General features: G+C 71.3%; 24 protein-coding genes and 3 pseudogenes. 17 read left to right on the forward strand and 10 right to left on the reverse strand.

Going from position 1 to position 26,555, the window contains the following annotated elements; translation table 11 throughout:
• Nucleotides 1–2 precede the first annotated feature (2 nt).
• From ACIRR8_RS06460 to ACIRR8_RS06480, 5 genes are all read left to right on the forward strand, one after another.
• Nucleotides 3–710 (forward strand): spermidine synthase, encoded by a 708-nt coding sequence (locus tag ACIRR8_RS06460; RefSeq protein WP_404059718.1) that lies wholly within the window; start codon nucleotides 3–5, stop codon nucleotides 708–710.
• Nucleotides 711–957: 247 nt separating this feature from the next.
• Complete coding sequence (locus ACIRR8_RS06465) at nucleotides 958–1,695, forward strand: response regulator transcription factor (RefSeq protein ID WP_109163638.1); 738 nt, start codon at nucleotides 958–960, stop codon at nucleotides 1,693–1,695.
• Entirely contained in the window at nucleotides 1,692–2,768 is a 1,077-nt protein-coding gene (locus ACIRR8_RS06470) for an ATP-binding protein (RefSeq protein WP_404059721.1), read from the forward strand. The genes ACIRR8_RS06465 and ACIRR8_RS06470 overlap by 4 nt, the downstream gene beginning before the upstream one ends.
• 295 nt (nucleotides 2,769–3,063) lie before the next feature.
• A complete protein-coding gene (locus ACIRR8_RS06475; RefSeq protein WP_404059724.1) occupies nucleotides 3,064–6,927 on the forward strand; it encodes a multifunctional oxoglutarate decarboxylase/oxoglutarate dehydrogenase thiamine pyrophosphate-binding subunit/dihydrolipoyllysine-residue succinyltransferase subunit in 3,864 nt (1,287 codons plus the stop codon).
• A 101-nt stretch (nucleotides 6,928–7,028) separates the two neighbouring features.
• Nucleotides 7,029–7,211: a DUF6104 family protein gene (locus ACIRR8_RS06480; protein WP_067035457.1), complete on the forward strand. Its 183-nt coding sequence runs from the start codon at nucleotides 7,029–7,031 to the stop codon at nucleotides 7,209–7,211.
• Nucleotides 7,212–7,216: 5 nt separating this feature from the next.
• Here the strand turns inward: ACIRR8_RS06480 and ACIRR8_RS06485 are convergent, their stop codons facing one another.
• Entirely contained in the window at nucleotides 7,217–8,050 is an 834-nt protein-coding gene (locus ACIRR8_RS06485; protein WP_404059727.1) for a hypothetical protein, read from the reverse strand.
• A 153-nt stretch (nucleotides 8,051–8,203) separates the two neighbouring features.
• Between ACIRR8_RS06485 and ACIRR8_RS06490 the strand changes: the two genes are divergently transcribed.
• Both ACIRR8_RS06490 and ACIRR8_RS06495 read left to right on the forward strand, forming a co-directional pair.
• Nucleotides 8,204–9,073, forward strand: a complete 870-nt coding sequence (locus tag ACIRR8_RS06490; protein ID WP_404059730.1) for a DUF4097 family beta strand repeat-containing protein — start codon at nucleotides 8,204–8,206, stop codon at nucleotides 9,071–9,073.
• A gap of 1 nt (nucleotide 9,074) precedes the next feature.
• A complete protein-coding gene (locus ACIRR8_RS06495; protein ID WP_404059733.1) occupies nucleotides 9,075–10,115 on the forward strand; it encodes a helix-turn-helix transcriptional regulator in 1,041 nt (346 codons plus the stop codon).
• Between the two features lie 76 nt (nucleotides 10,116–10,191).
• Here the strand turns inward: ACIRR8_RS06495 and ACIRR8_RS06500 are convergent, their stop codons facing one another.
• From ACIRR8_RS06500 to ACIRR8_RS06525, 6 genes are all read right to left on the reverse strand, one after another.
• Nucleotides 10,192–10,773: a Clp protease N-terminal domain-containing protein gene (locus tag ACIRR8_RS06500; protein ID WP_404059736.1), complete on the reverse strand. Its 582-nt coding sequence runs from the start codon at nucleotides 10,771–10,773 to the stop codon at nucleotides 10,192–10,194.
• Nucleotides 10,773–10,982: a sigma factor-like helix-turn-helix DNA-binding protein gene (locus ACIRR8_RS06505; protein ID WP_006127526.1), complete on the reverse strand. Its 210-nt coding sequence runs from the start codon at nucleotides 10,980–10,982 to the stop codon at nucleotides 10,773–10,775. Before ACIRR8_RS06505 ends, ACIRR8_RS06500 begins: the two co-directional genes overlap by 1 nt.
• 31 nt (nucleotides 10,983–11,013) lie before the next feature.
• Nucleotides 11,014–11,553 (reverse strand): GNAT family N-acetyltransferase, encoded by a 540-nt coding sequence (locus tag ACIRR8_RS06510; protein WP_404059739.1) that lies wholly within the window; start codon nucleotides 11,551–11,553, stop codon nucleotides 11,014–11,016.
• Nucleotides 11,531–12,979, reverse strand: a complete 1,449-nt coding sequence (locus ACIRR8_RS06515) for a cellulase family glycosylhydrolase (protein WP_404059742.1) — start codon at nucleotides 12,977–12,979, stop codon at nucleotides 11,531–11,533. Before ACIRR8_RS06515 ends, ACIRR8_RS06510 begins: the two co-directional genes overlap by 23 nt.
• Nucleotides 12,980–13,044: 65 nt before the next feature.
• Nucleotides 13,045–14,013 (reverse strand): zinc-binding dehydrogenase, encoded by a 969-nt coding sequence (locus tag ACIRR8_RS06520; RefSeq protein ID WP_404059745.1) that lies wholly within the window; start codon nucleotides 14,011–14,013, stop codon nucleotides 13,045–13,047.
• A gap of 285 nt (nucleotides 14,014–14,298) precedes the next feature.
• Complete coding sequence (locus ACIRR8_RS06525; protein ID WP_404059747.1) at nucleotides 14,299–15,552, reverse strand: NADP-dependent malic enzyme; 1,254 nt, start codon at nucleotides 15,550–15,552, stop codon at nucleotides 14,299–14,301.
• A 525-nt stretch (nucleotides 15,553–16,077) separates the two neighbouring features.
• Here ACIRR8_RS06525 and ACIRR8_RS06530 point away from each other — a divergent pair.
• From ACIRR8_RS06530 to ACIRR8_RS06540, 3 genes are read left to right on the forward strand one after another with little or no spacing between them, the layout of a single operon-like run.
• Nucleotides 16,078–17,040, forward strand: a complete 963-nt coding sequence (locus tag ACIRR8_RS06530; RefSeq protein ID WP_404059750.1) for an ABC transporter substrate-binding protein — start codon at nucleotides 16,078–16,080, stop codon at nucleotides 17,038–17,040.
• A gap of 28 nt (nucleotides 17,041–17,068) precedes the next feature.
• Nucleotides 17,069–18,037, forward strand: a complete 969-nt coding sequence (locus ACIRR8_RS06535) for an amino acid ABC transporter permease (protein ID WP_404059753.1) — start codon at nucleotides 17,069–17,071, stop codon at nucleotides 18,035–18,037.
• Nucleotides 18,034–18,798: an amino acid ABC transporter ATP-binding protein gene (locus ACIRR8_RS06540; RefSeq protein WP_404059755.1), complete on the forward strand. Its 765-nt coding sequence runs from the start codon at nucleotides 18,034–18,036 to the stop codon at nucleotides 18,796–18,798. Before ACIRR8_RS06535 ends, ACIRR8_RS06540 begins: the two co-directional genes overlap by 4 nt.
• Nucleotides 18,799–18,865: 67 nt before the next feature.
• Here ACIRR8_RS06540 and ACIRR8_RS06545 read toward each other — a convergent pair whose 3' ends face one another.
• Nucleotides 18,866–19,627 carry a class I SAM-dependent methyltransferase gene (locus tag ACIRR8_RS06545; protein ID WP_404059758.1) on the reverse strand — a complete coding sequence of 254 codons (762 nt, stop codon included), beginning with the start codon at nucleotides 19,625–19,627 and terminating at the stop codon, nucleotides 18,866–18,868.
• Nucleotides 19,628–19,715: 88 nt separating this feature from the next.
• Here ACIRR8_RS06545 and ACIRR8_RS06550 point away from each other — a divergent pair, with 88 nt between their 5' ends.
• A complete protein-coding gene (locus tag ACIRR8_RS06550; RefSeq protein ID WP_404059761.1) occupies nucleotides 19,716–20,336 on the forward strand; it encodes a CGNR zinc finger domain-containing protein in 621 nt (206 codons plus the stop codon).
• Here the strand turns inward: ACIRR8_RS06550 and sodX are convergent.
• The gene (sodX, locus tag ACIRR8_RS06555; RefSeq protein WP_404059764.1) at nucleotides 20,249–20,752 is read right to left on the reverse strand and encodes a nickel-type superoxide dismutase maturation protease; all 504 of its coding nucleotides are present in this window, start codon (nucleotides 20,750–20,752) and stop codon (nucleotides 20,249–20,251) included. The genes ACIRR8_RS06550 and sodX overlap by 88 nt on opposite strands.
• 121 nt (nucleotides 20,753–20,873) lie before the next feature.
• Here sodX and sodN point away from each other — a divergent pair, with 121 nt between their 5' ends.
• Nucleotides 20,874–21,269: a superoxide dismutase, Ni gene (gene sodN / locus ACIRR8_RS06560; RefSeq protein WP_003966342.1), complete on the forward strand. Its 396-nt coding sequence runs from the start codon at nucleotides 20,874–20,876 to the stop codon at nucleotides 21,267–21,269.
• Between the two features lie 13 nt (nucleotides 21,270–21,282).
• Here sodN and ACIRR8_RS06565 read toward each other — a convergent pair.
• Nucleotides 21,283–21,783, reverse strand: a pseudogene (locus tag ACIRR8_RS06565) (aldo/keto reductase); the annotation flags it as partial.
• Here ACIRR8_RS06565 and ACIRR8_RS06570 point away from each other — a divergent pair.
• The 5 genes and pseudogenes from ACIRR8_RS06570 to ACIRR8_RS06590 all read left to right on the forward strand — a co-directional run.
• Nucleotides 21,776–22,099: pseudogene (locus ACIRR8_RS06570) on the forward strand (alpha/beta fold hydrolase); the annotation flags it as partial. The pseudogenes ACIRR8_RS06565 and ACIRR8_RS06570 overlap by 8 nt on opposite strands.
• 139 nt (nucleotides 22,100–22,238) lie before the next feature.
• Nucleotides 22,239–23,207: an alpha/beta hydrolase gene (locus tag ACIRR8_RS06575; RefSeq protein ID WP_404059767.1), complete on the forward strand. Its 969-nt coding sequence runs from the start codon at nucleotides 22,239–22,241 to the stop codon at nucleotides 23,205–23,207.
• Nucleotides 23,200–24,378 (forward strand): annotated as a pseudogene (locus tag ACIRR8_RS06580) (acyltransferase); the annotation flags it as partial. The gene ACIRR8_RS06575 and the pseudogene ACIRR8_RS06580, both read left to right, overlap by 8 nt.
• Nucleotides 24,379–24,471: 93 nt before the next feature.
• Nucleotides 24,472–25,818 (forward strand): histidine kinase, encoded by a 1,347-nt coding sequence (locus tag ACIRR8_RS06585; RefSeq protein ID WP_404060705.1) that lies wholly within the window; start codon nucleotides 24,472–24,474, stop codon nucleotides 25,816–25,818.
• Entirely contained in the window at nucleotides 25,815–26,489 is a 675-nt protein-coding gene (locus ACIRR8_RS06590; protein ID WP_404059770.1) for a response regulator, read from the forward strand. The genes ACIRR8_RS06585 and ACIRR8_RS06590 overlap by 4 nt, the downstream gene beginning before the upstream one ends.
• The last annotated feature ends 66 nt before the right edge of the window (nucleotides 26,490–26,555 follow it).

Here is a 26,555-nt window from a genome sequence, read left to right on the forward strand (position 1 = left end):
CCATGGAGCCCGACACCCAGATCCGCCCCCGCACCGCGACTCCTCCCGCCCCCACCACCCTCGACCGCCGCGAAGGCCCCTTCGGCGAGGTCGTTCTGCGGAAGCGCGGGGAGCACTTCGAGATCATCGCCAACGGGTGCTTCCTGATGGACACCTCCGACGGGCGCTCCGAACGGCTGCTGGTCGACGCCGCTCTCGGCTCGCTGCCCCCCGGGCGGAGCTGGCCGTCCGTGCTGATCGGCGGGCTCGGGGTGGGGTTCTCGCTGGTGCGGGCCGCCGGGGAGGCGCGGTGGGGGCGGATCGTGGTGGTGGAGCGGGAGCAGGCGATCGTCGACTGGCACCGGCGGGGGCCGCTGGGGCGGATCTCCGGGGCTGCGCTGGCCGATCCGCGGACCGAGGTCCTCCACACGGATCTCGTCTCCCACCTCCGTACCGCCACGGAGCGTTACGACGCGCTCTGCCTGGACATCGACAACGGGCCCGACTGGACCGTCACCGAGGACAACGGCAGCCTCTACTCCCCCGCCGGGCTGGCCCGCTGCCATGACCGGCTGAACCCGGGCGGTGTGCTCGCCGTCTGGTCCGCGCAGCCGTCTCCGGCCTTCGAGGAGGCGTTACGGAATGCCGGGTTCAGCGGGGTTAGGACCGAAGAAGTGGCTGTTGCCCGAGGTGTGCCGGACGTGGTCCATCTCGCATCGCGAAGTCTGTGAACACCCCGCGAAGCCCCCTCCCGGTATGTACGGGTCCGGTGGGAGACGGGGCAACCTTCACAAGGCCGACGATCCGCCGCTGCGTCCGGCCCCCTCTCGCACCTCCGGGACAACACCCTGCGTAGCCGGGAGCCCTCCGCTGCCTTTACGCTGCTGACCGGCACATACGGATCACCCACGAAATCCACGAGCGAAGACCGTGCCTCGCAGGGGTTCGCCCCGCGCGAGAACGGGCAGGGGCGGGGCGATGGAACAGACACACACCACCCACAACGGCGTCGCGGCCACCCCAGGGGCTCAACGCCGGGTGCTGGTGGTCGAGGACGACGCCACGATCGTCGACGCCATTGCCGCCCGGCTGCGGGCGGAGGGCTTTCTGGTGCAGACCGCGCTGGACGGGCCCGCGGCCGTGGACGCGGCCGAGGCCTGGCAGCCCGATCTGATGGTGCTCGACATCATGCTTCCGGGCTTCGACGGTCTGGAGGTCTGCCGCCGGGTCCAGGCGTCGCGCCCGGTGCCGGTGCTGATGCTCACCGCGCGCGACGACGAGACCGACATGCTGGTCGGGCTCGGGGTCGGCGCCGACGACTACATGACCAAGCCGTTCTCGATGCGGGAGCTGGCCGCCCGGGTGCACGTCCTGCTGCGGCGGGTGGAGCGCGCCGCGCTGGCCGCCGTCACGCCGCGCAGCGGCATACTGCGCCTCGGCGAGCTGGAGATCGACCACGCGCAGCGCCGGGTGCGGGTGCGGGCCGAGGACGTCCACCTCACGCCGACCGAGTTCGACCTGCTGGTCTGCCTGGCCAACACCCCGCGCGCCGTCCTCTCGCGTGAGCAGCTGCTGGCCGAGGTCTGGGACTGGGCGGACGCCTCGGGCACCCGTACGGTCGACAGCCACATCAAGGCGCTGCGCCGGAAGATCGGCGCCGAGCGGATCCGTACGGTGCACGGCGTCGGTTACGCCCTGGAGACCCCGGCCCCATGACCCGGCCAGGGTCGGGGATGCGGCCCTTCTCCATCAAGGCCAAGCTCGGCACGCTGGTCGTGGTCTCGGTGTTCATCACCACCGGACTGCTGATCGTGGCTCTGCGGACCCGGACCGAGTTCCAGTTCATCACCGTCTTCTCGGTGATCGCGACGCTGCTGATCACGCAGTTCGTGGCGCACGGCCTGACTGCGCCGCTGGACGAGATGCGGGCCGTGGCCCGGTCGATCTCGCACGGCGACTACACGCGCCGGGTGAGTGGCGCCGGGCGGCGGGACGAGCTGGGCGACCTGGCACAGACGATCAACCGCATGGCGGACGATCTGGAGGCGGAGGACCGGCACCGCAAAGAGCTGGTCGCCAATGTGTCGCACGAGCTGCGCACGCCGATCGCGGCGCTGCGGGCGGTGCTGGAGAACGTGGTGGACGGGGTCTCGGCCGCCGATCCCGAGACGATGCGTACGGCGCTGAAACAGACGGAGCGGCTCGGCCGGCTGGTGGAGACGCTGCTGGACCTGTCCCGGCTGGACAACGGTGTGGTGGCGCTGAAGGCACGCCGTTTCGAGGTCTGGCCGTATCTTTCGGGCGTACTGAAAGAAGCCAATCTCGCCGCGTCCCAGCGCCATCTCTCGTCGGGGTCGGGCAACCACTCCCGTACGGATGTCCATCTCCATCTGGACGTCTCGCCGCCGGAGCTCACCGCGCACGCGGACGCCGAGCGGCTGCACCAGGTGGTGGCCAACCTCATCGACAACGCGGTCAAGCACAGTCCGCCGCACGGCCGCGTGACGGTCCTGGCCCGGCGCGGGGCCTACCCGGAGTCACTGGAGCTGGAGGTCGTCGACGAGGGCCCGGGCATCCCGGAGGCGGAGCGCCACCGGGTCTTCGAGCGGTTCAACCGGGGCCAGGCGCCCTCACCGCACGGTCCGGGCAGCGACGGCGGTACGGGACTGGGCCTCGCGATCGCCCGCTGGGCGGTGGATCTGCACGGCGGCCGGATCGGTGTGGCCGAATCCGCTCGGGGCTGCCGCATCCAGGTCACGCTTCCGGGGCTGACCGAGCGACGCGGTTGACGATGCGGTTGACATAGGGTTCGAAGCGGAAGGACGCGTTCATCCGCGTCCTGAGGGAAGGGGATCCTGTACGGGATCTCCACGGGATACGGTCTTGGGACCGTATCCACGGTCCTGCGTACCCGAAGTGCAGTGGAACCTCGCTTGTTTCCCGCCATTTCCTGCGCCGAAACCCGCGTTGCGATGTGATGTGCACGACGAAGCACCGGCCCGGTCTGCAAGGAACGGTTTGGGGGGCGTAGCCTTGATTTCCGCTGTCCATCACCTTGTGAAGCGGAAGAGGGCGGTTGCCGCCGTGTCGTCTCAGTCCCCCAGTAACTCGAGCATCTCGACCGACCAAGCCAGCCCGGGCACCAACCCGGCCGCGGCTTTCGGCGCCAATGAATGGCTCGTCGACGAGATCTACCAGCAGTACCTCCAGGATCCCAGTTCGGTCGATCGCGCCTGGTGGGACTTCTTCGCCGACTACAAGCCGGGCGCCTCCGGCACGGCGGACAAGCCCTCTCCCGACGCCGCAGCCTCGGGGGCTGCGGCGACCGAGGCCCCGGCCACCACCCCGGCGAAGCCCGCCGCCGCCGCTCCGGCAGCCCCGGCGCAGGCCGACACCGAGCCGGCCGAGGCGAAGACCGAGGCGAAGGCGGAGGCGAAGGCGGAGGCCAAGCCCGCCGAGGCCAAGGCCGCCCCGGCTCCGGCCCCGGCGAAGCCCGCGGCGGCCAAGCCGGCCGCCAAGCCCGCCGCCGCTCCCGCCAAGCCGAAGGCGAAGGCGGACGATTCCACCGAGGCCCCGGCAGGCCCGGAGTACGTGACGCTGCGCGGCCCCTCGGCCGCTGTCGCGAAGAACATGAACGCCTCGCTGGAGCTGCCGACGGCCACGTCCGTCCGCGCGGTCCCGGTGAAGCTGCTCTTCGACAACCGCATCGTCATCAACAACCACCTCAAGCGCGCCCGCGGCGGGAAGATCTCCTTCACGCACCTCATCGGGTACGCGATGGTGCAGGCCCTCAAGGCCATGCCGTCGATGAACCACTCCTTCGCGGTGAAGGACGGCAAGCCGACCCTGGTCAAGCCGGAGCACATCAACCTCGGCCTCGCCATCGACCTGGTGAAGCCGAACGGCGACCGCCAGCTGGTCGTCGCGGCCATCAAGAAGGCCGAGACGCTCAACTTCTTCGAGTTCTGGCAGGCGTACGAGGACATCGTCCGGCGCGCCCGCATCGGCAAGCTCGGCATGGACGACTTCTCCGGCGTCACCGCCTCGCTGACCAACCCCGGCGGCATCGGCACCGTCCACTCGGTGCCCCGCCTGATGCCCGGACAGGGCCTCATCATGGGCGTCGGCGCGATGGACTACCCGGCGGAGTTCCAGGGCACCTCCCAGGACACCCTGAACAAGCTCGGCATCTCGAAGGTCATGACCCTCACGTCGACCTACGACCACCGGGTCATCCAGGGCGCCGCCTCCGGCGAGTTCCTGCGGGTCCTCAGCCAGCTGCTGCTCGGCCAGAACGACTTCTACGACGAGATCTTCAAGGCCCTGCGCATCCCGTACGAGCCGGTCCGCTGGCTCACGGACATCGACGCGTCGCACGACAACGACGTGACGAAGGCCGCGCGGGTCTTCGAGCTGATCCACTCCTACCGGGTCCGCGGCCACGTCATGGCCGACACCGACCCGCTGGAGTACCGCCAGCGCAAGCACCCCGACCTCGACATCACCGAGCACGGCCTCACCCTGTGGGACCTGGAGCGGGACTTCGCGGTCGGCGGGTTCGCCGGCAAGTCGATGATGAAGCTCCGCGACATCCTCGGCGTGCTGCGCGAGTCGTACTGCCGCACCACCGGCATCGAGTTCATGCACATCCAGGACCCGAAGCAGCGCAAGTGGCTCCAGGACCGGGTGGAGCGGCCCCGCGCCCAGCAGCCCGAGCGCGAGGAGCAGCTGCGCATCCTGCGCCGGCTGAACGCGGCCGAGGCGTTCGAGACGTTCCTGCAGACGAAGTACGTCGGTCAGAAGCGGTTCTCGCTGGAGGGCGGCGAGTCCGTCATCCCGCTGCTCGACGCGGTCATCGACTCCGCCGCCGAGGCCCGCCTCGACGAGGTCGTCATCGGCATGGCCCACCGCGGCCGGCTGAACGTGCTGGCGAACATCGTCGGCAAGTCGTACGCGCAGATCTTCCGCGAGTTCGAGGGCAACCTGGACCCGCGCTCGATGCACGGCTCCGGCGACGTCAAGTACCACCTGGGCGCCGAGGGCACCTTCACCGGTCTGGACGGCGAGCAGATCAAGGTCTCGCTGGCCGCCAACCCCTCGCACCTGGAGGCGGTCGACCCGGTCCTGGAGGGCATCGCCCGCGCCAAGCAGGACATCATCAACAAGGGCGGCACGGACTTCACGGTCCTGCCGGTCGCGCTCCACGGCGACGCGGCCTTCGCGGGCCAGGGCGTCGTCGCCGAGACGCTCAACATGTCGCAGCTGCGCGGCTACCGCACCGGCGGCACCGTGCACGTGGTGATCAACAACCAGGTCGGCTTCACCGCCGCCCCGGAGTCCTCGCGCTCCTCGATGTACGCCACCGACGTGGCGCGCATGATCGAGGCGCCGATCATCCACGTCAACGGGGACGACCCGGAGGCCGTGGTCCGCGTCGCGCGGCTCGCCTTCGAGTTCCGGCAGGCGTTCAACAAGGACGTCGTGATCGACCTCATCTGCTACCGCCGCCGCGGTCACAACGAGGGTGACAACCCGGAGTTCACCAACCCGCAGATGTACACCCTGATCGACAAGAAGCGCTCGGTGCGCAAGCTCTACACCGAGTCCCTCATCGGTCGCGGCGACATCACGCTGGAAGAGGCGGAGCAGGCGCTCCAGGACTTCCAGGGTCAGCTGGAGAAGGTGTTCGCCGAGGTCCGCGAGGCCACCTCGCAGCCGGCCGCCCCGCACATCCAGGAGCCGCAGGCCGCCTTCCCGGTCGCCGTGGAGACCGCGGTCTCCGCCGAGGTCGTGAAGCGGATCGCCGAGTCCCAGGTCAACATCCCCGAGTCGATCACCGTCCACCCGCGTCTGATGCCGCAGATGCAGCGTCGCGCGGCCTCGGTGGAGAACGGCACGATCGACTGGGGCATGGGCGAGACCCTGGCGATCGGTTCGCTGCTGATGGAGGGCACCCCGGTCCGGCTCGCCGGCCAGGACAGCCGCCGCGGCACGTTCGGCCAGCGCCACGCGGTCCTGGTGGACCAGGTCACCGGCGAGGACTACACCCCGCTGCTGTACCTCACCGAGGAGCAGGCCCGGTACAACGTCTACGACTCGCTGCTCAGCGAGTACGCGGCGATGGGCTTCGAGTACGGCTACTCGCTGGCCCGCCCGGAGTCCCTGGTCATCTGGGAGGCGCAGTTCGGTGACTTCGTCAACGGCGCGCAGACCGTCGTGGACGAGTTCATCTCCTCGGCCGAGCAGAAGTGGGGCCAGACGTCCGGCGTCACACTGCTGCTGCCGCACGGCTACGAGGGCCAGGGCCCGGACCACAGCTCCGCCCGTCCCGAGCGCTTCCTCCAGATGTGCGCGCAGGACAACATGACGGTCGCGATGCCGACCCTGCCGTCGAACTACTTCCACCTGCTGCGCTGGCAGGTGCACAACCCGCACCACAAGCCGCTGATCGTCTTCACGCCGAAGTCGATGCTGCGTCTGAAGGCCGCGGCGTCGAAGATCGAGGAGTTCACCACCGGCGGCTTCCGTCCGGTGATCGGCGACGACAGCGTCAAGGCGGAGGACGTCCGCAAGGTCGTGTTCGTCTCGGGCAAGCTCTACTACGACCTGGACGCCGAGCGGGAGAAGCGCGGGGACGCGGAGACCGCGATCATCCGCCTGGAGCGGCTCTACCCGCTGCCGGGTGCGGAGATCCAGGCCGAGATCGCCAAGTACCCGAACGCCGAGAAGTACCTCTGGGCCCAGGAGGAGCCGGCCAACCAGGGTGCGTGGCCGTTCATCGCGCTCAACCTGATCGACCACCTGGACCTGGCCGTCGGCGCGGACGTGCCGCACGGCGAGCGCCTGCGCCGCATCTCCCGGCCGCACGGCTCGTCCCCGGCGGTCGGCTCGGCCAAGCGCCACCAGGCCGAGCAGACGCAGCTGGTCAACGAGGTCTTCGAGGCCTGAGGACCGCACGGCTCAACCCACCGGAGACCCGGTTCCGCGCTCGTCGCGGGGCCGGGTCTCCGGCGTCTCCGCCGCCTTCGGCGCCTCGTTATCCTTCTCCCATGTACTTCACGGACCGTGGCATCGAGGAACTGGAGAAGCGGCGCGGCGAGGAGGAGGTCACCTTCGAGTGGCTCGCCGAGCAGCTGCGTACGTTCGTCGACCTCAACCCCGACTTCGAGGTGCCGGTCGAGCGCCTCGCCACCTGGCTGGCCCGGCTGGACGACGAGGACGACGACGCATAGGCCGTCTAAGTGCTTTCGGTGGCCGCCCTGGCCCGGTGGTACGCGAGCCCCAGCGCGCCCTGTGCCAGGAGGACCGCCCCCGCGGCCGCCCATCCCCCGCTGCGCCGGCGCGCGCCCCACAGCAGGAGCGGGAGCCCGGCCGCGAGCTGGGCGGCGGCGATGGCCCGGGCCCGCGGGCCGCGCACCCACGGGCCGAGGCTGCTGCTCTCCACCGCGTCGAGTTCGACCCGTACGGCATCACGCCACCCGGCCCACTCGACGCGCTCCACCCCGCGCTGCACCGCCGCCACACTGCGCAGCCGGTCGGCGCTCCCGCCCGGGCCGAGTCCGGTCGGCAGAGTGAGTCCCGTACGGCTCAGGACCGCGAGCAGGCCGCGCAGCCGGGCGTCGGCGTCCGATGCGGGGTCGGGCCGGGTCAGCTCCTCCAGCGCCTGGAGGTCGAGTACGGGATCGAGGCCGAGCCGGGCCGCGAACGTACGCATCGCCTCGTCCTCGCCCACCGGCGTACCGTCGGCCAGCCAGATGTAGCCGACGGGACGGCGGAATCCGGCGGCGAGCGTGTATCCCGCCCGGTCGCCGTCCCACCACAGGGCCAGCACCGGCCAGCTGGAGCCGACGGCCAAGGCTCCGGCCCAGCCGCCGATGACCCGGTCGACCGGCTCGGGGTCGCCACCGGAAGCACCGGTTCCGCGCCAGGGCTTCCCCTCCGGTACGAGGACGCTCCACTCCTCGCCCGCGCGCGTCAGCAGCATCTGCTCGCGCAGCAGGTGGGCGAGCGGCCGTACGGTCTCGGGGTCGGCGCGGCACAGCAGGAGCGCACCCGTGGATGTCGCGTTCATGTGCACACGCTAGGACAATTTGCCCGGCTCTGATGACTTTTGACCGCATCGCACTCCTATAAGGCGACACTTGACTTCCCCGATCCGCGATATATCGTGTTCCTTACGAGACGCGATATGTTGCGTCGTCATCCTTTCCGGGAGGTCCTGTCCATGGCTGTGTCGAAGCGGACCGTCGCCGAGCCGCAGAAGCTCACCTTCGACGACCCGGTGACCTCGCTCCACGTACGGGTCGTCGGCGGCACGGTCAACGTGGTCGGGACCGACGAGCCGGGCGCGCGGCTGGAGGTCTCCGCCATCGAGGGGCCGCCGCTCCTGGTGACGCACGAGGACGGCCGGCTGACCGTGGCGTACGAGGATCTGCCCTGGCAGGACCTGCTGCGCTGGCTCGACCCCAACGGGCGCCACCGCCGCGCGGTCGTCTCGCTCACCGTGCCGGCCGCCGCCTCGGTGGAGGTCGGCGTGGTCGGTGCCGGGGCCGTCGTCTCCGGGATCAGCGGCCGCACCGACGTACGCGGCATCACCGGGGACATCGCGCTCGTCGGGCTGACCGGCGCGGTCCGCGGGGACTCCGTCTCGGGCAGCCTGGAGGCGCAGCGCGTCACCGGGGACCTGCGTTTCCACTCGGTGGCCGGTGACCTGACGGTGGTGGACGGGGCCGGCGCCTCGGTCCGGGCCGAGTCGATCAGCGGTGACATGGTGCTGGACGTCGAGCCTTCGGGCACGGGCTCGGACCGGCCCACCGACATCCGGCTGACCACGGTCTCCGGCGAGATCGCGATCCGGCTGCCGCATCCGGCGGACGCCAGGGTCGAGGCCAACACCGCGAGCGGAGCCGTCTCCAACGCCTTCGAGGACCTGCGGGTCGGCGGGCAGTGGGGCGCGAAGAAGATCACCGGCACGCTCGGCGCCGGCACGGGGACCCTGAAGGCGACGACCGTCTCCGGTTCGATCGCCCTGCTCCGCAGGCCCCCGGCCGAGGACGACACGCACGGTGCCGAGCCGACCGGAAAGGTTCTCTGACATGCCCCCCGTATTCGCGCACGGCCGACTGCGCCTGTATCTGCTCAAGCTCCTGGACGAGGCCCCGCGCCACGGCTACGAGGTCATCCGCCTCCTGGAGGAGCGCTTCCAGGGCCTGTACGCCCCCTCCGCCGGCACCGTCTACCCCCGGCTGGCCAAGCTGGAGGCCGAGGGCCTGGTCACCCACGCCACCGAGGGCGGCCGCAAGGTCTACTCGATCACCGACGCCGGACGGGCCGAGCTGGCGGGCCGCAGCGGCGAACTGGCCGACCTGGAGCTGGAGATCCGCGACTCGCTGGCCGAGCTGGCCGCCGAGATCCGCGACGACGTGCGCGGCGCGGCGGGCCGGCTCCGCAGCGACATGCGGGCGGCCGCCTCGGAGTCCCGTACGGACCAGGGCAAGCAGTCCTCCCCCTTCGGGGACCTGGGCGACTTCGCAGACCTCGGGAATCTGGGCGACCTCGCGGACAGCAAGGCGTGGCGCGCGGCGAAGGAGGAGGTGCGCCAGGCCAAGGAGGAGTGGAAGGAGCAGGCGCGCCGGGCGAAGGACGAGTCGCGGCGCGCCCGCGAGGAGGCCCAGCAGGCCCGCCGCCAGGCCAAGGAGGCGCAGGACCGGGCGCGCGAGCAGATGCAGAACGCCGCCCGTCAGGTGCAGGAGCACTTCGCCCGCGGCGACTGGCCCGCCGGCGTACGGGAAGGGCTGGCCGAGATCACCGGACAGCTCGGCGGCTTCGCCCGCACCGGCGGCTGGTCCTCGTTCGGCAAGCCGTGGGCCGCCGGAACCGGGACCACCGGGCCCGCCGAGGCGGCCGGAGCGCCGGAGACCGTTGACGGTTCCGGCTGGGGCGAGGACGTCCCGGTCACGGACGACCCGGCGCGCGATCTGGACCGCCTGCTGGACCGGTTCCGCGACACCGTGCGGGACACCGCCCGCGATCACGGGGTCACGGAGGACCAGCTGGCCGAGGCCCGCCGCCATCTGGGCGCGGCGGCGGCGCGGATCGAGGCGCTGTTGACGCCCGAGGGCGACGCGAGGGACTGACGTCGAGATCGGGTCGGGGGCGGGCTCCTTGCCGTACGGGGAACCCGCCCCCGCTCGCGCTGCCCGCGCCCTCACCTCACCCCGCTTCGGCGTGTCCCCGGCCGTCGGCCTCGGGCCCGTACAGCGCTCGGTGCACGGTCGCGTAGGTCGCGCCGTGCTCGGCGAGGACGTCGGCGACGGTTCCCGGGGCCGCCGTGAGGGCCAGGAGCAGGTGTTCCTCGCCGATGAACCGGTCGCCGCGCCCCAGTGCGACCCGTAGCGACTTCTCCAGGATGCCCTTCACGCCCGGCGTGAACGGACGGTGTCCCGACGGCCACCACCGGCGGCCGCGCCGGTCGGCGGTGAGAGCGCCTTCGCCGTGGGCCCCTTCCACCCGGTCCACGATGGCGCCGACGTCGATCCCGATGCCTGCCAGGGCCTCGGTGTCGGCCTTCGTCAGCCCGCCCCGGCGGCGGGCCTCGGCGAAGGCGGTGTCGAGGGAGGCGCGGCGGCCGCTCAGGCCGAGGGCGGCGAGGGCGAAGGAGGCCCGGCCGCCTTCCCGTTCCAGCAACGCGAGCAGCAGGTGTTCCTCGGTGACCGATCCGGCGCCGACACGCTCCGCCTGCGCCACGGCTCCTTTGACGGTCACGCGTGCTCCTTGGGTGAACCGTTCGAACATCAGCGCCTCCCGTACTTCTTGTGCACGGCCTGCCGGCTGACACCCAGCTCGGCGGCGATCTCCTGCCACGACCATCCCTGGACGCGGGCACTGCGTACCTGTACGGCTTCCAGCTGCTCCAGCAGCCGCCGCAGCGCTGCCACCGCCCGCAGCCCGACGCGCGGGTCGCGGTCACCGGCGCGTGCTGCCAGATCCGTTGCTTCGGTCATGATGTCAACCTACATTGACGCCGGAGAGTCGTCAATCAAAGTTGACATCATCGTCCGCGAGCCGGGCGTGCCGCTCGACGTCGTACCGCGCATCGCCGTAGCGCAGCCTGCCCCGCTCGATCCCCTCGGACGCGAACCCGGACCGTACGGCGACCCGGCAGGAGGCGGTGTTGTCGGTCCGGTGGCCCAGCTCCAGCCGGTGGAGGCCGAGTTCGCCGAACGCCCATCGCGCCACCGCCCGCACGCCGGCGGGCGCGACGCCACGGCCGCGCGCCGCCTCGGTGGTCCAGTAGGAGATCCAGCCCGTTTCATGGATCAGGTTGACGGCGTCGACCGCCACGCAGCCGAGCGGATCGCCCTCCTCCCCCACGACGGCCCAGGTGTAGCCCGTGCGGGCCCCCCTCTCCCGCGTACGGTCCCCGATCCAGGCCAGCGCATCGGCCCGGTCGGCGACGGGCCGGTCGCTCTGGCGGTCCATGTCGGCCGGGGCGAAGGCGCGGAGTACGGCGGAGGCGTCGGCGGGGAGCCAGGGGCGCAGCAGAAACCCCTCAGGGGCGGTCAGTTCGTCCATACGGGCCAGCCTCCCGCACGGTCACCACCACCTCCACCCCGGGCCACGCCACCACGGCCAGGCGGCCTCCGTCCGGCGCCTTGCCGAGGACGTGGGCGGCCCGCCCGGTGACGGAGACGCGCCAGACCCGGGTGGAGGGCGGCAGGGACAGCTCCGTGAGGCCGGGGCGGGTGGCCGCACGGTAGGCGAGGCGGTAGGAGCGGCTTTCGGAGTCGTACGTGTCGGAGCGGACCGTGCCCGCGACGGCCGGGGCGTACGGGGTCGCCGTCTGCTCCTTGTTCGTACGGAACCGGCCCCGCTCGTCGACCGCGCAGTAGCCGCCGCCGTAGCACCAGACGTATCCGGCCCAGCCGGAGCTGTAGCGGTTCAGGGAGGCGACGGCCTCGCGGTAGAAGCGGCCCATGTTCGGGAGGGAGTTGTTGAGCGGCCCCCACTCGCCCACGACCACGGGCATCCCGTACCGGGCCGGATAGGCGGTGACGGCGGCCTCGTACGCCTCGATCCAGCCGGCCCCGGGGTCGTAGTCCGCGCCCGCCTCCATGGCGGTGTTGTAGAAGTGCGGCGCGTAGACGGTCCGGCTGTCGTGGATGCGGCCGAGGCCGGTGGGCACACCTTCGCCGACGATGGGGGTCGGCTCGACGAAGAGCCAGGTTTCCGGGTCCTTGGCCCGGATGGCGCGGGCGAGGCGGTTGTACATCGGCGTGAGGTGCTGCGCCTCGATGCGGCGGGCGGCGGTCGCCAGGTCCTCGCCCTCGCGCAGCTCGCCCATCGGCTCGTTGATCAGGTCGTAGCCGATGACGGCCGGGTGGCCGCGGAACCGTTCCGCGAGGACCTGCCACATGGCGGCCTGGGCGCGCCGCAGGTCGGGGTCCTCGTAGAGGTGGGTGAAAGCCCGCTGGACGGCGGGCTGGAAGTACTCGGAGAACCAGTCGTCGGGGTTGGGCGTGAACGGCAGGCCGTCGGTCCTGGTGGCCCATTCCGGGATGCCGCGGTGGTTGAAGGCGGGCCCGAAGACGTCCTGGTGGGCGTCGATGAGGACGTGGACGCGGTGCTTGTGGGCCCAGCCGAGGACGCGCTCGATCTTTCGGAGGTAGCGCTCGCTGTACTGCCCGCGCCGGGGTTCCAGGTCGTCCCAGAAGACCAGCAGCCGGGCGAAGTTGAAGCCGCCCGCCCGCAGGTCGCGGAAGTGGCGTTCGGTGATGGCACTGAGCGCGGCCTCGCCGCGGTTCACCTTGTCCTCGACGTTCCAGCCGCGCAGGGTGAGGGCGCGGCCCCGGCTGTCGGTCAGGGGCGGGATGGAACGTTCGTACGTCGACGGGTCGGCGGACCGGGTGGACGCGGGGTGCTCCGAGGCGGCGGGTGCGAGGGCCCCCGCCGCCAGGACGGACGCGACGACAACGGCTATGAGTGCTCTGCCCATACGCATGGGCGGCATCCCATCAGCAAAGCTGACACATATTCAAGTATGAGGAGAGCGGGAGTTCCGTGGGGCTACTCGGTCGGCCGGAGCACGATCTTTCCGAACTGCTCGCCGTCGGCCAGCCGCTGGAACCCCTCACGGGCCCGGTCCAGCGGCAGCACCTCGTCGATGACCGGACGGACGCCGGTGGTCGCGCAGAACGCCAGCAGGTCCTCCAGCTCGTCCTTGGAGCCCATCGTGGAGCCGACGACCTTGAGCTCCAGGAAGAAGATCCGGGTCAGCTCGGCGTGCGAGGGCCGGTCACCGCTGGTGGCCCCGGAGATCACGAGGGTGCCGCCGGGGCGCAGCGACTTCACGGAGTGGGACCAGGTGGCGGCCCCGACGGTCTCGATGACGGCGTCCACCCGCTGCGGCAGCCGCGCGCCGGGCTCGTACGCCTCCAGAGCGCCGAGCTCCACCGCCCGCTTGCGCCGGGTCTCGTCGCGGCTGGTGGCGAAGACCCGGAGCCCGGCGGCCTTCCCGAGCACGATCGCGGCGGTGGCGACCCCGCCGCCCGCGCCCTGGACGAGCACCGAATCACCCGGCCGGACACCGGCGTTGGTGAAGAGCATGCGGTACGCGGTGAGCCAGGCGGTCGGCAGGCAGGCGGCCTCCTCGAAGGAGAGCTCCTCGGGCTTGGGCAGCACGTTCCAGCTGGGGACGGTGACCTGCTCGGCGAAGGTGCCCTGGTAGCGCTCGGTGAGGATGGAGCGCGGCTCCTTCGGCCCGACACCGTGGCCGGACTGGCCGATCACGGAGTGCAGGACGACCTCGTTGCCGTCCTCGTCGATGCCGGCGGCGTCACAGCCGAGGATCATCGGAAGCCGGTCCTGCGAGAGCCCGACGCCCCGCAGCGACCAGAGGTCGTGGTGGTTGAGGGAGGCGGCCCGGACGGTGACGGTGCTCCACCCGGGACGCCTTTCGGGCGCCGGGCGTTCGCCCAGCTCAAGGCCGTTGAGGGGCTGGTCGGGATCGATGCGGGCTGCGTAGGCGGCGAACATGGCTTGACGATAGGCGCGGCGGGCCGCCCACGTAAGCGCGTCCGCGTGTGACGCACGCCAAGTACGCACCGCCGAGGTGCCTGCGGCCCGCTCAAGCCCCTGCGGCGTTGAGGGGGCGGGGGGGGGGGGGGGGGGGGCCCCCCCCCCCCCCCCCCCCGCCCCCCGCGCCCCCCCCCCCCCCCCGCCGCAGGGGCTGGAATGGACCGCTCCTCAAGCGCCGGCCGGGCAAAGGGGCGGGGCCCGTAACCAGTACGGGCCCCGCTCACCACTCCGCTCACCGCGACCTCAGCGTCGGGCCACACCCTCCGCCCGCGCCGCCGCAGCCACGGCGGCCGTGACCGCCGGCGCGACCCGCTCGTCGAACGGGGACGGGATCACGTAGTCCGCCGCCAGCTCATCGCCGACCACGTCGGCCAGCGCGTTCGCCGCGGCGATCTTCATGCCCTCCGTGATCCGGGAGGCCCGGACCTGGAGCGCGCCCGCGAAGATCCCCGGGAACGCCAGCACGTTGTTGATCTGGTTCGGGAAGTCGGACCGCCCGGTCGCCACCACGGCCGCGTACTTGTGCGCGATCTCCGGGTGGACCTCCGGATTCGGGTTGGCCATGGCGAAGACGTACGCACCGGGCGCCATCGACGCCACCGCCGCCTCCGGAACCGTACCGCCGGAGACACCGATGAAGACGTCCGCACCCGCGAGCGCCTTCTCCAGGGATCCGGAGATCCCGGCCCGGTTGGTGAGCTCGGCCAACTCGCGCTTGACGTCGGTCAGGTCGTCCCGGTCCCGGCTGACGATGCCCTTGCGGTCGGCGACGGCGACATCGCCGATACCGGCCTCCAGCAGGAACTTCGCGATGGCCACACCCGCCGCGCCCGCACCCGAGATCACGCCGCGCAGATCGCCGAGCGTGCGCCCGGAGAGCTTGGCGGCGTTGCGCAGGGCGGCGAGGGTGACGACGGCCGTGCCGTGCTGGTCGTCGTGGAAGACCGGGATGTCCAGCCGCTCCTGGAGCTTGCGCTCGATCTCGAAGCACCGGGGCGCCGAGATGTCCTCCAGGTTGACCCCGCCGAAGGACGGGGCGAGCCGGACGACGGTGTCGACGATCTCGTCCACACTCGTGGTCGCGAGCGCGATCGGCACCGCGTCGACGCCGCCGAACTGCTTGAAGAGGATGGCCTTGCCCTCCATCACGGGGAGGGACGCCTCGGGCCCGATGTCACCGAGGCCGAGCACGGCGGTGCCGTCCGTCACGACGGCCACGACCTGGGACTTCCAGGTGTAGTCGTGGACGAGCTCGGGGTTGTCGGCGATGGCGCTGCACACTTTGGCCACGCCGGGCGTGTAGGCCAGGGAAAGGTCGTCCTTGTCCCGGATCGGGACGGTGGACTGCACGGCCATCTTCCCTCCGCGGTGGAGGGCGAAGGCCGGATCGAAGGGCTCGTCGGCCCCGGTGTCCGCTGCGCTCGTGCGCTGGATGCCACGGTCGGTGGCGCTGTCGATGGTGCTGTCGCTGCGAGGATTGACGATCTCCGCTGCCATGGTGTTGACCCCTTAAGTCTTCATCGTTTGAGGGTGGCCACTCCTGGTTGAGGAGGGGTGGGCGGGCACCGCGTACACGCCCTGCACCAGGCGGTTGGCCCGCCCCGGCAGGGAGAGGTACGTACGCGCGGGCGCGCCGCACACGCGCCCTGAGCCCCGGATGAGGGGTGTAAACGTCTTTCTTACCGGACCAACCCTGTTACGCACGAGTCCATTCCGATGCGGTGACGTGACTCATAGTCGAATATCTGGACAAGTCGGCAAACCGGTATAAATGCCACCCTTCCCCATGGCGCGCCGGAGATTCTCCGGCGGCGGGAAGGGTTCGCGACAGATGGTCCGGCCCCGAGGTACCGGCCGCGCGAGTTCGGGGGTCGCCCGTTATCCGATTTTGACATGGCTGGGCCCCTGAATGGGCCTGTCCAAATGGCAGGATGCCGTCATCAAACGAGGTGACGACACTCGAAGGTGCGTGCCAAGCCTCTCCGAAAGCACCCTCACCCTCACCTGCCGGAGGATCCCGACATGACCGCAAGCATCACGCGCCGCAAGACCGCCAAGTCCCGGATTGCGGCGGTCGGCGCCATCGCGGTCGCCGGATCGCTGCTGCTCACCGCCTGCGGCGACCAGACCGAGGGCGCGTCCTCGGGGAGCGGCGACAGCACGGCCACCAAGGCCGGCGCCCCGCTCTTCTCCAAGCTGCCGGAGAAGTACCGGAAGTCGGGTGTCATCAAGGTCGGCACGAACGCCGAGTACGCCCCCATGGAGTCCGTCGAGAACGGCAAGATCGTGGGCGTCGACCCCGACATCGCCGCGGCCCTCGGCAAGCAGCTGGGCGTGAAGTTCGAGTTCACCTCCGGCTCCTTCGACGGGCTGATCACCGCCCTCAACTCCGGCCGTCACGACATCGCCATGTCGTCCATCACGGACAACAAGCAGCGCCAGGAGGGCCTGGACGACTCCGGCAAGAAGCTGGGCCCGGGTGTCGACTTCGTCGACTACTTCCTGGCCGGCACCGCCGTGTACACGAAGAAGGGCAACCCGCAGAACATCAAGTCCATCGAGGACCTCTGCGGGAAGGCCGCCGCCGTCCAGCGCGGCACCACGTACGAAGAGGCCCTCAAGAAGCAGTCCAAGGCCTGTACGGACGGCGGCCAGAAGGCCATCAAGATCGAGTCGTTCGAGAACGACACCGAGGCGCAGACCCGCGTGAAGTCCGGCGGCGCCGTCGCCGGTGTCAACGACTACCCGGTCGCGGTCGACCTGGCCCGCAAGGCCGACGGCGGCAACGCCTTCGAGGTCGTCGGCGAGCAGATCGACGCCGGTCCGTTCGGCATCGCCGTCAAGAAGGACAACACGGGGCTGCGGGACGCCCTGAAGGAGGCCGTCGACGCGATCATCGCCGACGGTTCGTACCAGAAGGTGCTCGACAAGTGGGGCGCCGGCACGGGAGCGATCGACAAGGCCGCCATCAACGGCGGCAAGTGACCGGACGCTTCACCGAAGGGCAGTCACCATGACTGACAAGTTCGACAAGACACCCCCCGGCCCACCGGCCGGCCCGGTGTCCGTCTCCAAGGCCGCCAACACGGCCCCGGAGAACATCAAGGCCATCCCGGTCCGCCACGTCGGCCGCTGGATCAGCGGCGTCGTGGTCATCGGCCTCCTCGTCGCCCTCGGATACGCCTTCTCGCAGGGCAACATCCAGTGGCAGGCCGTCGGCGACAAGCTGTTCGACAAGAACGTCGTCAGCGGAGCGGGCCGCACCCTGCTGATCAGCGTCCTCGCCATGGTGCTCGGCGTGATCCTCGGTGTGATCCTGGCCGTGATGCGGCTGTCGAAGAACCCGGTCACCAGCTGGGTGGCCTGGCTGTACATCTGGTTCTTCCGGGGCACCCCGGTCTACGTACAGCTGCTGCTCTGGTTCAACCTGGCGCTGATCTTCCCGGTCCTGAACATCCCGTTCATCTACAAGGACGAGATGACGGACGTCATGACCCCGTTCATGTGCGCCCTGCTGGGTCTCGCGCTGAACGAGGCCGCCTACATGGCGGAGATCTGCCGCGCCGGCATCCAGTCGGTCGACGAGGGCCAGACCGAGGCCTCGCACGCGCTCGGTATGACCCAGGCGAAGACCATGCGCCGCGTGGTCCTGCCGCAGGCGCTGCGGGTGATCATCCCGCCGACCGGCAACGAGTTCATCAACATGCTGAAGACCTCCTCGCTGGTCTACGCGGTCACCTACAACGAGCTGCTCCGCTCCACCTCGCAGATCGGCTCCACGTCGTACGCGGTCATGGAGATGCTGTTCGTCGCGTCCATCTGGTACATCGTGATGACCAGCGTGTTCAGCGTCGGCCAGTACTACCTGGAGCGCCGCTTCGCCCGCGGCTCGCTGCGCTCGCTGCCGCTCACCCCGTGGCAGCGCGTCAAGGTGAACCTCGCCTCCTTCAGCAACCGGCCCTCCGGAGGTGTCTCCGCATGACCACCCCCATGGTGAAGGCCGAGGGCGTCCACAAGTCCTTCGGCGCCGCCCACATCCTCAAGGGCATCGACCTGGAGGTCGCCCCGCGTGAGGTGTTCTGCCTGATCGGCCCGTCCGGCTCCGGCAAGTCCACCTTCCTGAGGTGCATCAACCACCTGGAGCAGATCAACGCCGGCCGGCTCTCGGTCGACGGCGAGCTGGTCGGCTACCGGCAGAAGGGCGACAAGCTCTACGAGCTCAAGGACAGCGAGGTCGCCCTCCAGCGCCGTGAGATCGGCATGGTCTTCCAGCGCTTCAACCTCTTCCCGCACATGACGGCGCTGGAGAACGTCATGGAGGCGCCGATCCAGGTGAAGGGCGAGACCAAGGCCGTGGCCCGGGCCCGCGCCGAGAAGCTGCTGGACCGGGTGGGCCTCGCCGACAAGGCGAAGAACTACCCGACCCAGCTCTCCGGCGGTCAGCAGCAGCGCGTCGCCATCGCCCGCGCGCTGGCGATGGAGCCGAAGCTGATGCTCTTCGACGAGCCGACCTCCGCGCTCGACCCGGAGCTCGTGGGTGACGTCCTGGACGTCATGCGCGGTCTGGCCGAGGACGGCATGACCATGATCGTCGTCACCCACGAGATGGGCTTCGCCCGCGAGGTCGGTGACGCGCTGGTCTTCATGGACGACGGCGTGGTGGTCGAGTCCGGCCACCCGCGCGATGTGCTGGGCAACCCGCAGCAGGAGCGGACGAAGTCGTTCCTGTCGAAGGTGCTGTAGTTCGCTCCACGGAAGAGGGCGGTACGGACACGATGTCCGTACCGCCCTCTTCTTTGGCCCAGGCGCCCTACTTCACGGCGAGGATCAGACTGTCCGAGGGCGAGGACCAGACCGCGCGGGCCTCGGCGAAGCCGGAGGCGAGCAGGGTGCGGGTGTGCCAGGCGGCGGAGGGCATGTCGCCGTCCGCGTGCTCGCCGTAGATCGCGAACCGCTCGGCGGTGGGTCCGGCGAGGACCGGGTCCTTCGCGGCGAGCGCCCACCACTCGGCCCAGTCCAGGGCGCCGACGGCCTTGGCGCGGTCCATGGCGGCGTGCCGGTGGGCGCGTTCGGCGGCGTTGATGCGCGGGGTGTCCGGGTCGATGGTGCGGTCGGCGTTCATGAAGAGGCCGCCGTCCCGGACGAGCCCACCGAGCTGCCCGTACAGGACGGCCAGCGGCTCGCTGTGGAACCAGTGCAGGGCGGTGGCGGTGAGGACCGCGTCGTACGAGGTGTGGGGCAGCCGGGTGGTCCAGTCCGGGTCCTTGAGGTCGGCGGTGACAAAGGCGACCCGGTCGTCGCCGTCGAAGGTGCCGCGGGCTATGGCCAGGAGCGCGGGGTCGAGGTCGACACCGGTGCTGGTGGCGTCCGGGAACCGCTTGAGGAGCCGGTCCGTAATACTTCCCGTACCGCACGCGAGGTCCAGGACCCGGGGCGCGGGGCCGACGACCGCCTCGACCATGTCCAGCATCACCCGGAACCGCTCCTCGCGGTCCGGCATGTACCACTCCTGCTGCCGGTCCCAGCTCTCCTGCCAGGACTGCCAGTCGGTGCTCGTCCCCGTCTCCGTCACGCCAACCTCCAAGTAAGCCTCATGAACGACGGCCACCCATTACACTGACCGACACCCCGACCCTAGACCGACCCGGTAAGGACTACAAGTGGAACTGGCCTATTACTCGGACTACGCCGTGCGCCTGGTCAACACCGAGGAGCCGGACCGCAACAAGGACGCCCTCACCTCGGTCGATGCGGTACGGGAGCTGTTCGGCGCCAACCAGCAGGCGGCACGGCGGACGACGGAGGCGGACGTGACCCGCTTCCGTTCCGTACGGGGCCGGCTGCGCGCGGTCTTCGAGGCGGCCGACGGCGGCGACGAGACGCTCGCGGTGGACCTGCTCAACTCGCTGCTGCTGGAGTTCCCGGTGAGCCCGCAGATCTCCGGCCACGACACCCGGGACGAGGACGGCCGGCCGGACTGGCACATGCACCTGGCCGACCACCCGTCGAACGCGACCGCCGGATACACGGCCATCGCGGCCATGGGCCTCGCCTTCCACCTGACCTCGCACGGCGTGGACCGGCTCGGCCTCTGCGAGGCGGCCCCGTGCCGCAACGCCTACCTGGACACCTCCACCAACCGGTCCCGCCGCTACTGCTCGGACCGCTGCGCGACCCGGGCCAACGTGGCCGCCTACCGGGCCCGCAAACGCGCGGAGTCGGAGCGGACGGGCCTGAACGCGGAGGCGGCCCAGCCGAGCACCCCGGTCACCGACCGCTGACCCTTCGGCGTGCTCGCCAAAGGCCGGTAGCGGGCCCGCACCCGGGCCAGGACGAGCTCCTCGGGGACCACCCCGTAGTCCGTGCTGTCCCCGCCCGCGAAGGTGTTGTCGCCGCGCACCCACCAGCCGCCCGGCCGCCGTTCGACCGCCCGCTTCACCACCAGCAGGTCCTGCTGGAAGGGGTGACGCAGGATCACCACGTCACCGGGGCGCACGGGAGCGCCGTACTGCACCAGCAGCAGGTCCCCGTGGTAGAGCGTGGGCACCATCGAAGGCCCCGTCACCTCCACCACTTGCAACGGCCGCCGCCGCCCGGCCCGTCCGCCTCCGGACACCCGTCCCCACTCCGGCATCTCGGCCACCTCCCGGTCCTCCTCCGGCACACCGTGCCGCATACCGCGTTCCGCTCCGTACATTCGGCCGACGGCCCGAATCCCGCCCCGGACTTTTGACCTAAGCCCCAGGGGCAGCCACGGAAAGCGTCGCTCCACGGAGTAATGTCCCACCTGAGAAGACGATCACGAGGAGGACAGCTCCATGCTTTCCCGCCTGTTTGCCCCCAAGGTGAAGGTCAGCGCCCACTGCGACCTGCCCTGCGGCGTCTACGACCCGGCCCAGGCCCGCATCGAGGCCGAGTCGGTCAAGGCCGTCCAGGAGAAGTACCAGGCCAACGAGGACGCGGACTTCCGCACCCGCGCCGTTCTGATCAAGGAACAGCGCGCCGAGCTCGCGAAGCACCACGTGTCGGTGCTCTGGAGCGACTACTTCAAGCCCCCGCACTTCGAGAAGTACCCGGAGCTGCACCAGCTCATCAACGACACCCTGAAGGCGCTCTCCGCGGCCAAGGGCTCGAACGACCCGAAGACGGGTCAGAAGGCCCTGGACCTGATCGCCGAGGTCGACCGGATCTTCTGGGAGACCAAGAAGGCTTGATCTTCCCCGGGCCGCCCGACCCGCGCTCGCGCGCGGCCGGACAGCCCGCACGACCGCACCCGGTCCGCAGGCCGCCGACAACCGGCGTCCATGGCGGGCCGGGTGCGGCCGTTCGGACCAGGACGCCCATTCCGTAGCGATCGCAGACGGGCAGCAGCGAGGTCTCGATCCCGCGGGCGAGGATCGAATAGGGCGGCTGGGCGGTACGGAAGCGGCCGAGAGCACGGTGCTCGGAGACGTGGTGCGCCTCGACGATCTCCTCGGGCTGGAAGTTCGAGCAGCCGAAGGCGCGGATCTTTCCGTCCCGCACGAGGTCGCCGAGGACCGAGAGCGTCTCCTCGATGTCGGTGGTGTGGTCGGGGAAGTGGACCTGGTAGAGATCGATCCACTCCGTGTCCAGGCGCCGGAGGCTGTCCTCGACCGCCTTGACGATCCAGCGCCGCGAGTTGCCCCCGTGGTTGGGTCCCTCGCCCATCGCGAAGTGCACCTTGGTGGCGAGTACGACGGAGCGCCGGATCATCGCGCACACCGGGCACCACCACGCCGGTACCGCGCACGCCCGGGCCGACGCCTCCGGCATGGACCGGACAGAAGTCCTGGCACGGACCGAGGTCCCCACCCTGGTCGTCTCCGCGCCCGCCGAACCCGTCTACCCGCCGCCCCACGCCCGTCACATCGCCCAAGCGGTCCGAGGCGCGCGGCTCGTCGAGATTCCCGGGATGGGGCATGCGCTGCCCCGCGAGGTGCACGCACCGCTCGCCGCGGCGATCCTGGAGCACACCGGGCGAACGGACCGGACCGGGCGGGCGGACGGCGTCGGGCGGGGCTGACGCCGCTTCGCGTACACCGCGTCATACCTGAGAGCCACCCCGAAGATCCACTCTCCAGCGGGACGGCAACTCCCCGTCGCTCTCCGTAACTTCTGTATCGGACACAGGCAGAACATCCGGTACGGAAGGACCCCACCCCATGGCGCACCGACCGCCCGGACGCCGTCTGCGCCGCTCCCTGCTCGCCGCTCTCGTCACCTTCTCGGTGGCCGTTCCGGTGTCCGGGGCGGCCCGGCCCGCCGCTGTGCCCGCCCCCGCGCCGACCGTGCTCGGGCCGCTGCGGGACGCGAGCGCGACGGCGTTGGAGGAGCGGTACGGGCTGAGCCGGGCCGATATCCGGGCAGCCGGGCGGGCGGCATCCGGGCACGGGGACCTCAAGCGGGCGGCCTCACTGCGGGCGATGGCCGCGCCCGGGCGGCAGTTCCTCTCCTTCGACGGGCGGGACGGGGGCCGGAGCGTGGAGGTCGTCGGGGAGCTGTCCGGGGCCAGCCGCGTCGCGGTGCTGGTGCCGGGGGCCGGTGTCGGGCTCGACGCGTACGGGCGGCTGCGGCGCGGGGCGGTGGCGTTGGAGAGGGAGTTGGGAGAGGGCGGGGCGGTCGTCGTCTGGCTGGGGTACCGATCGCCCGCCACCGTCAGCCCGGCCTCGGTGACCGACGGCCGCGCCGCCGAGGCCGCGCCGGGGCTGCGGCAGCTGGTGGACCGGCTGGGTGCCGTGCTGCCGGGAGCCAGGATCACGCTGCTCTGCCACTCCTACGGCTCCGTGATCTGCGCCCGGGCCGCCTCCGGGATCCCGGCCGACGCCATCGTGCTGTACGGCAGCCCCGGGACCGGCGCAGAGGATGTCGCCGCCCTGCGGACCCGGGCGCGGGTGTGGGCCGGGCGGGGTGGCGGTGACTGGATCGCCCGGGTGCCCCATGTCCGGGTGCGGGTGCCGTTCGTGGGGGCCGTGGGGTTCGGGACGGACCCGGTGGCGGAGCGGTTCGGGGCCGAGGTGTTCGACGCGGGCGGCGGGGGCCACAGCGACTATCTGCTGCCCGGGTCGCGTTCCCTGACGAACCTGGCCCGGATAGCCTCCGGCCGCGCCCCGTCGGAGGCCGGTCGTGACTGACGTACGTGGACCGGCGCGCCGCTTCGTCGCGCGCATCGAGGCCGCCACTCCGCCCGGCCGCGACCGGGCCGTGGACGCCCTGCGGGCCCTGGCCATCCTGGGCGTGGTGGGCGGCCACTGGCTGGTGACCGCGCTGGTCGCCGACAGCGGCACCGTGCGCGGGGCGAGCCCGCTGACGTATCTGCCGGAACTCACCCCGGTCTCCTGGGTGTTCCAGACCTTGGCGGTGTTCTTCCTGGTGGGCGGGCAGGTGGCGGCCCGGAGTTGGGCCTCGGCGCATGAGCGGGGTGTGCCGTACGGGCGGTGGGTGGGCGGCCGGCTGACGCGGCTGTTCCGGCCGGTGGCGGCGGTGGTCGTGGTGTGGTCGCTGGCGGCGGGCGTGATGCTGGTGGCCGGGGTGGGTGAGCCGACGGTGTCGGCGCTGGCCAAGCTGGTCTGGTCGCCGCTGTGGTTCCTGCTCGTCTTCGCCGCGCTGACCGCGCTGACGCCGCTGGTGGCCCGGCTCCACCCGCTGTGGCCGCTCGTGGTGGTGCTGCACGTCGACCTCGTACGGTTCGGGCTCGGCGGTCCGCGGGAGCTGGGGTGGATCAACGTGATCGCCGGGTGGCTGGTGCCGTACTGCCTGGGGGCGCTGGTCGCCCGGGGCGGGCTGCGTGGCCGGGGGAATCGGTGGGCGCTGTCGGTCTGCGGGGGTGCGGCGGCCGGGGCGCTCGTGCTGTGGGCGGGGTATCCGGGGGCCATGGTGGGCGTTCCGGGCGGCCGGATCTCCAATCTGGACCCGCCGAGCCTGGCCGCCGTGGCGTTCGGGCTGGCGCAGTGCGGGGCGGCGCTGCTGCTGCTCGGGCCGCTGCGCCGGGCCCTGCGCAGGCCCGCCGCGTGGGCGGCGGTGGCGGTGTTGAACCTGTCGGCGATGACCGTGTTCCTCTGGCACCAGACGGCGATGATCGTCGTGACGGCCGGCGCGCTGCTGGTCGCCGGTGGCCCGCTGCCGGGTCTGCACACCGTGCCCGACGGGGCCGGCTGGGTGGTCGCCCGGCTGCTCTGGCTGCCGGTGTTCGCGCTGGCGCTGGTGGTGTGCTGGGCGGCGTTCCGGGGTCACGAGCAGGGCGGGCGGAGGGAGGGCACACGCTCCCTCCTTGTACGGGAGTCGTCGTCCCCCGGGTCCTCCCCGGGCGGAAGCAGGAGGTGCGTCGTGCCTAATCTGAACGCGGGTGAGACCGGAGGGGCAGTGGGGGACGTGGGGGCAGTAGGTGCGGCAGGTGCGGTGGGGGACGTGAAGGCAGCGTGGGGCGTGCGGCTGGGGGCCGCGGTGCGCCGGGCGCCGCGCGTCCTGTACGAGGACCTGTGGGCGGCGCCCGCCGACCGGGTGCCGCGCATGGGAGAGGTCGGCGCCCCGGTGTGGCGGCCGGTGTTCCTGGTGATGCTGGTGATGATCGCGGGCGGCGTCACGGTGATCCGTACCGTCGAACTCAGCCCGCATGGAGCGGCGGTCAGTGGGCTGGCGGTGCTGCTGGCCATCGCGCAGTCCGTGGTGCTGGTGGCCGGGATGGGCCGTCCGGTGGGGGCGTGGTGGGCGGCGACCGCGCTGACCGTCGTGTCGGTGCTGGTCGTCGTGGCCGAAGCTCCGTCGGAGCTGCCCTATCCGCTGGTGAGCACGGTCCCGTTGAGTCCCCGAGTCCTCTACCCCGCCCCCTTCGCGGGGGCGGCGCTGCAAGGCGGCGCCCTGTTCCTGCTGGCGCTGCGGGTGCGGCCCCGCCGGGCCGTGGCCGCGCTGGTGCTCTCGATGGCCCTGGCCCTCTTCCTGGCTCTGCGCACGCCACCGGTGCCTCATATCGGCCTGCCCGCGTCCGTGCTCGTGTTCTCCACGGCGCTCGTGCTCGGCACCGCGCTGCGCAGCCTGCGCCTGGCCCGTCAGGACCTCGTCGACCAGGTCGAGCTGACCGCCGACGAGCGGGCCCGGCGGACCCTGCTGGAGGAGCGCCACCGGATAGCCCGCGAGCTGCACGACGTGGTGGCCCATCACATGTCGGTGATCTCCATCCAGGCACAGGTGGCCCCGCACCTGGTGCGGGACCCCTCGGACGAGCTCAAGGAGAATCTCACCGGAATCCGGGAGAACGCCCTGGAGGCCCTCGCCGAACTGCGCCGGGTGCTGGGCGTCCTGCGCTCGGAGGAGGCGCCCACGCAGAGCGCCCGGCACACCCCGCAGCCCGGCCTCGACAGGCTCGGCGCGCTGGTCGACTCCGTGCGCTCCGCCGGTATGGCCGTCACCCTCGCCACCACGGGCGAGCCGCGCCCACTGCCACCGGGCGTCGAGCTGTCGGCGTACCGCATCGTGCAGGAGGCGTTGAGCAACGTGATGCGGCATGCCCCCGGGGCGAGCGCGCGGGTCGAGATCGGTCATCGGGCCGCCGGGCTGACCGTCCGCGTCACCAACACCGCGCCGCTGCGCCCCTCCCTCGCCTCCCACGGGGTCCGGCACGGGCTGCTCGGGATGCGCGAGCGCACGACGATGCTCGGCGGCGACCTGGCCACCGGCCCCGCCCCCGGCGGCGGCTGGGAAGTCACCGCCATCCTGCCCGTCACCGGAGACACCGAGGACCTGCCATGACACCGCCCATCCGCGCAGTGATCGCCGACGACCAGATGATGGTCCGCCAGGGCTTCACGGTCCTGCTGAACGCCGAGCCGGACATCGAGGTCGTCGGGCAGGCCGTCAACGGGCTCGACGCCGTGGCCCAGGCCGCCGAACTCGCCCCGGACGTCGTGCTGATGGACATCCGGATGCCCGAGCTCGGTGGCATCGAGGCGACCCGCCGGATCACCGCGTGCGAGGAATCGACGGTGAAGGTGCTTGTGCTGACCACCTTCGACCTCGACGAATACGTGTACGAGGCGCTGCGCGCGGGCGCCTCCGGCTTCCTGCTGAAGGACGCCTCGGCCGACGAACTCGCCCATGCGGTACGGGTGGTGGCGGCGGGTGACGCACTGCTCTCGCCCAACATCACCAAGCGGCTGATCACCGAGTTCTCCCGGACGGCCGGGGCCCCGCGCGCCCCGCTGAAGGAGCGCATCGGGGATCTGACGGAGCGGGAGACGGAGGTGCTGTCACTGGTGGCGGCCGGGCTGTCGAACACGGAGATCGCCGGGGCGCTGATCCTCGCGGAGCAGAGGGTGAAGACCCATGTGGGCCGCATCCTGGTCAAGTTGGGCGTCCGCGACCGGACCCAGGCGGCGGTCTTCGCGTACGAGTCGGGGCTCGTGCGCCCGGGCGGTCTCTGACCACCCGGGCCGGGCGCGGGGCCCGTTTCGTAGGATCGGCTGCGTGATCACGGGGAACGGGGCGGG

Origin of the sequence: Streptomyces sp. NPDC101178 (assembly GCF_044767965.1) — a bacterium.
GTDB lineage: Bacteria > Actinomycetota > Actinomycetes > Streptomycetales > Streptomycetaceae > Streptomyces.

Coding starts and splice junctions, on each gene's coding strand:
- ACIRR8_RS06485 (WP_404059727.1), bottom strand. CDS start 8,050: ATGAACGCGACATCCACGGGTGCGCTCCTGCTGTGCCGCGCCGACCCC.
- ACIRR8_RS06495 (WP_404059733.1), top strand. CDS start 9,075: ATGCCCCCCGTATTCGCGCACGGCCGACTGCGCCTGTATCTGCTCAAG.
- ACIRR8_RS06490 (WP_404059730.1), top strand. CDS start 8,204: ATGGCTGTGTCGAAGCGGACCGTCGCCGAGCCGCAGAAGCTCACCTTC.
- ACIRR8_RS06530 (WP_404059750.1), top strand. CDS start 16,078: ATGACCGCAAGCATCACGCGCCGCAAGACCGCCAAGTCCCGGATTGCG.
- ACIRR8_RS06525 (WP_404059747.1), bottom strand. CDS start 15,552: ATGGCAGCGGAGATCGTCAATCCTCGCAGCGACAGCACCATCGACAGC.
- ACIRR8_RS06510 (WP_404059739.1), bottom strand. CDS start 11,553: ATGGACGAACTGACCGCCCCTGAGGGGTTTCTGCTGCGCCCCTGGCTC.
- ACIRR8_RS06535 (WP_404059753.1), top strand. CDS start 17,069: ATGACTGACAAGTTCGACAAGACACCCCCCGGCCCACCGGCCGGCCCG.
- ACIRR8_RS06500 (WP_404059736.1), bottom strand. CDS start 10,773: ATGTTCGAACGGTTCACCCAAGGAGCACGCGTGACCGTCAAAGGAGCC.
- ACIRR8_RS06465 (WP_109163638.1), top strand. CDS start 958: ATGGAACAGACACACACCACCCACAACGGCGTCGCGGCCACCCCAGGG.
- ACIRR8_RS06520 (WP_404059745.1), bottom strand. CDS start 14,013: ATGTTCGCCGCCTACGCAGCCCGCATCGATCCCGACCAGCCCCTCAAC.
- ACIRR8_RS06515 (WP_404059742.1), bottom strand. CDS start 12,979: ATGCGTATGGGCAGAGCACTCATAGCCGTTGTCGTCGCGTCCGTCCTG.
- ACIRR8_RS06460 (WP_404059718.1), top strand. CDS start 3: ATGGAGCCCGACACCCAGATCCGCCCCCGCACCGCGACTCCTCCCGCC.
- ACIRR8_RS06505 (WP_006127526.1), bottom strand. CDS start 10,982: ATGACCGAAGCAACGGATCTGGCAGCACGCGCCGGTGACCGCGACCCG.
- ACIRR8_RS06575 (WP_404059767.1), top strand. CDS start 22,239: ATGGCGCACCGACCGCCCGGACGCCGTCTGCGCCGCTCCCTGCTCGCC.
- ACIRR8_RS06470 (WP_404059721.1), top strand. CDS start 1,692: ATGACCCGGCCAGGGTCGGGGATGCGGCCCTTCTCCATCAAGGCCAAG.
- sodX (WP_404059764.1), bottom strand. CDS start 20,752: ATGTACGGAGCGGAACGCGGTATGCGGCACGGTGTGCCGGAGGAGGAC.
- ACIRR8_RS06540 (WP_404059755.1), top strand. CDS start 18,034: ATGACCACCCCCATGGTGAAGGCCGAGGGCGTCCACAAGTCCTTCGGC.
- sodN (WP_003966342.1), top strand. CDS start 20,874: ATGCTTTCCCGCCTGTTTGCCCCCAAGGTGAAGGTCAGCGCCCACTGC.
- ACIRR8_RS06590 (WP_404059770.1), top strand. CDS start 25,815: ATGACACCGCCCATCCGCGCAGTGATCGCCGACGACCAGATGATGGTC.
- ACIRR8_RS06480 (WP_067035457.1), top strand. CDS start 7,029: ATGTACTTCACGGACCGTGGCATCGAGGAACTGGAGAAGCGGCGCGGC.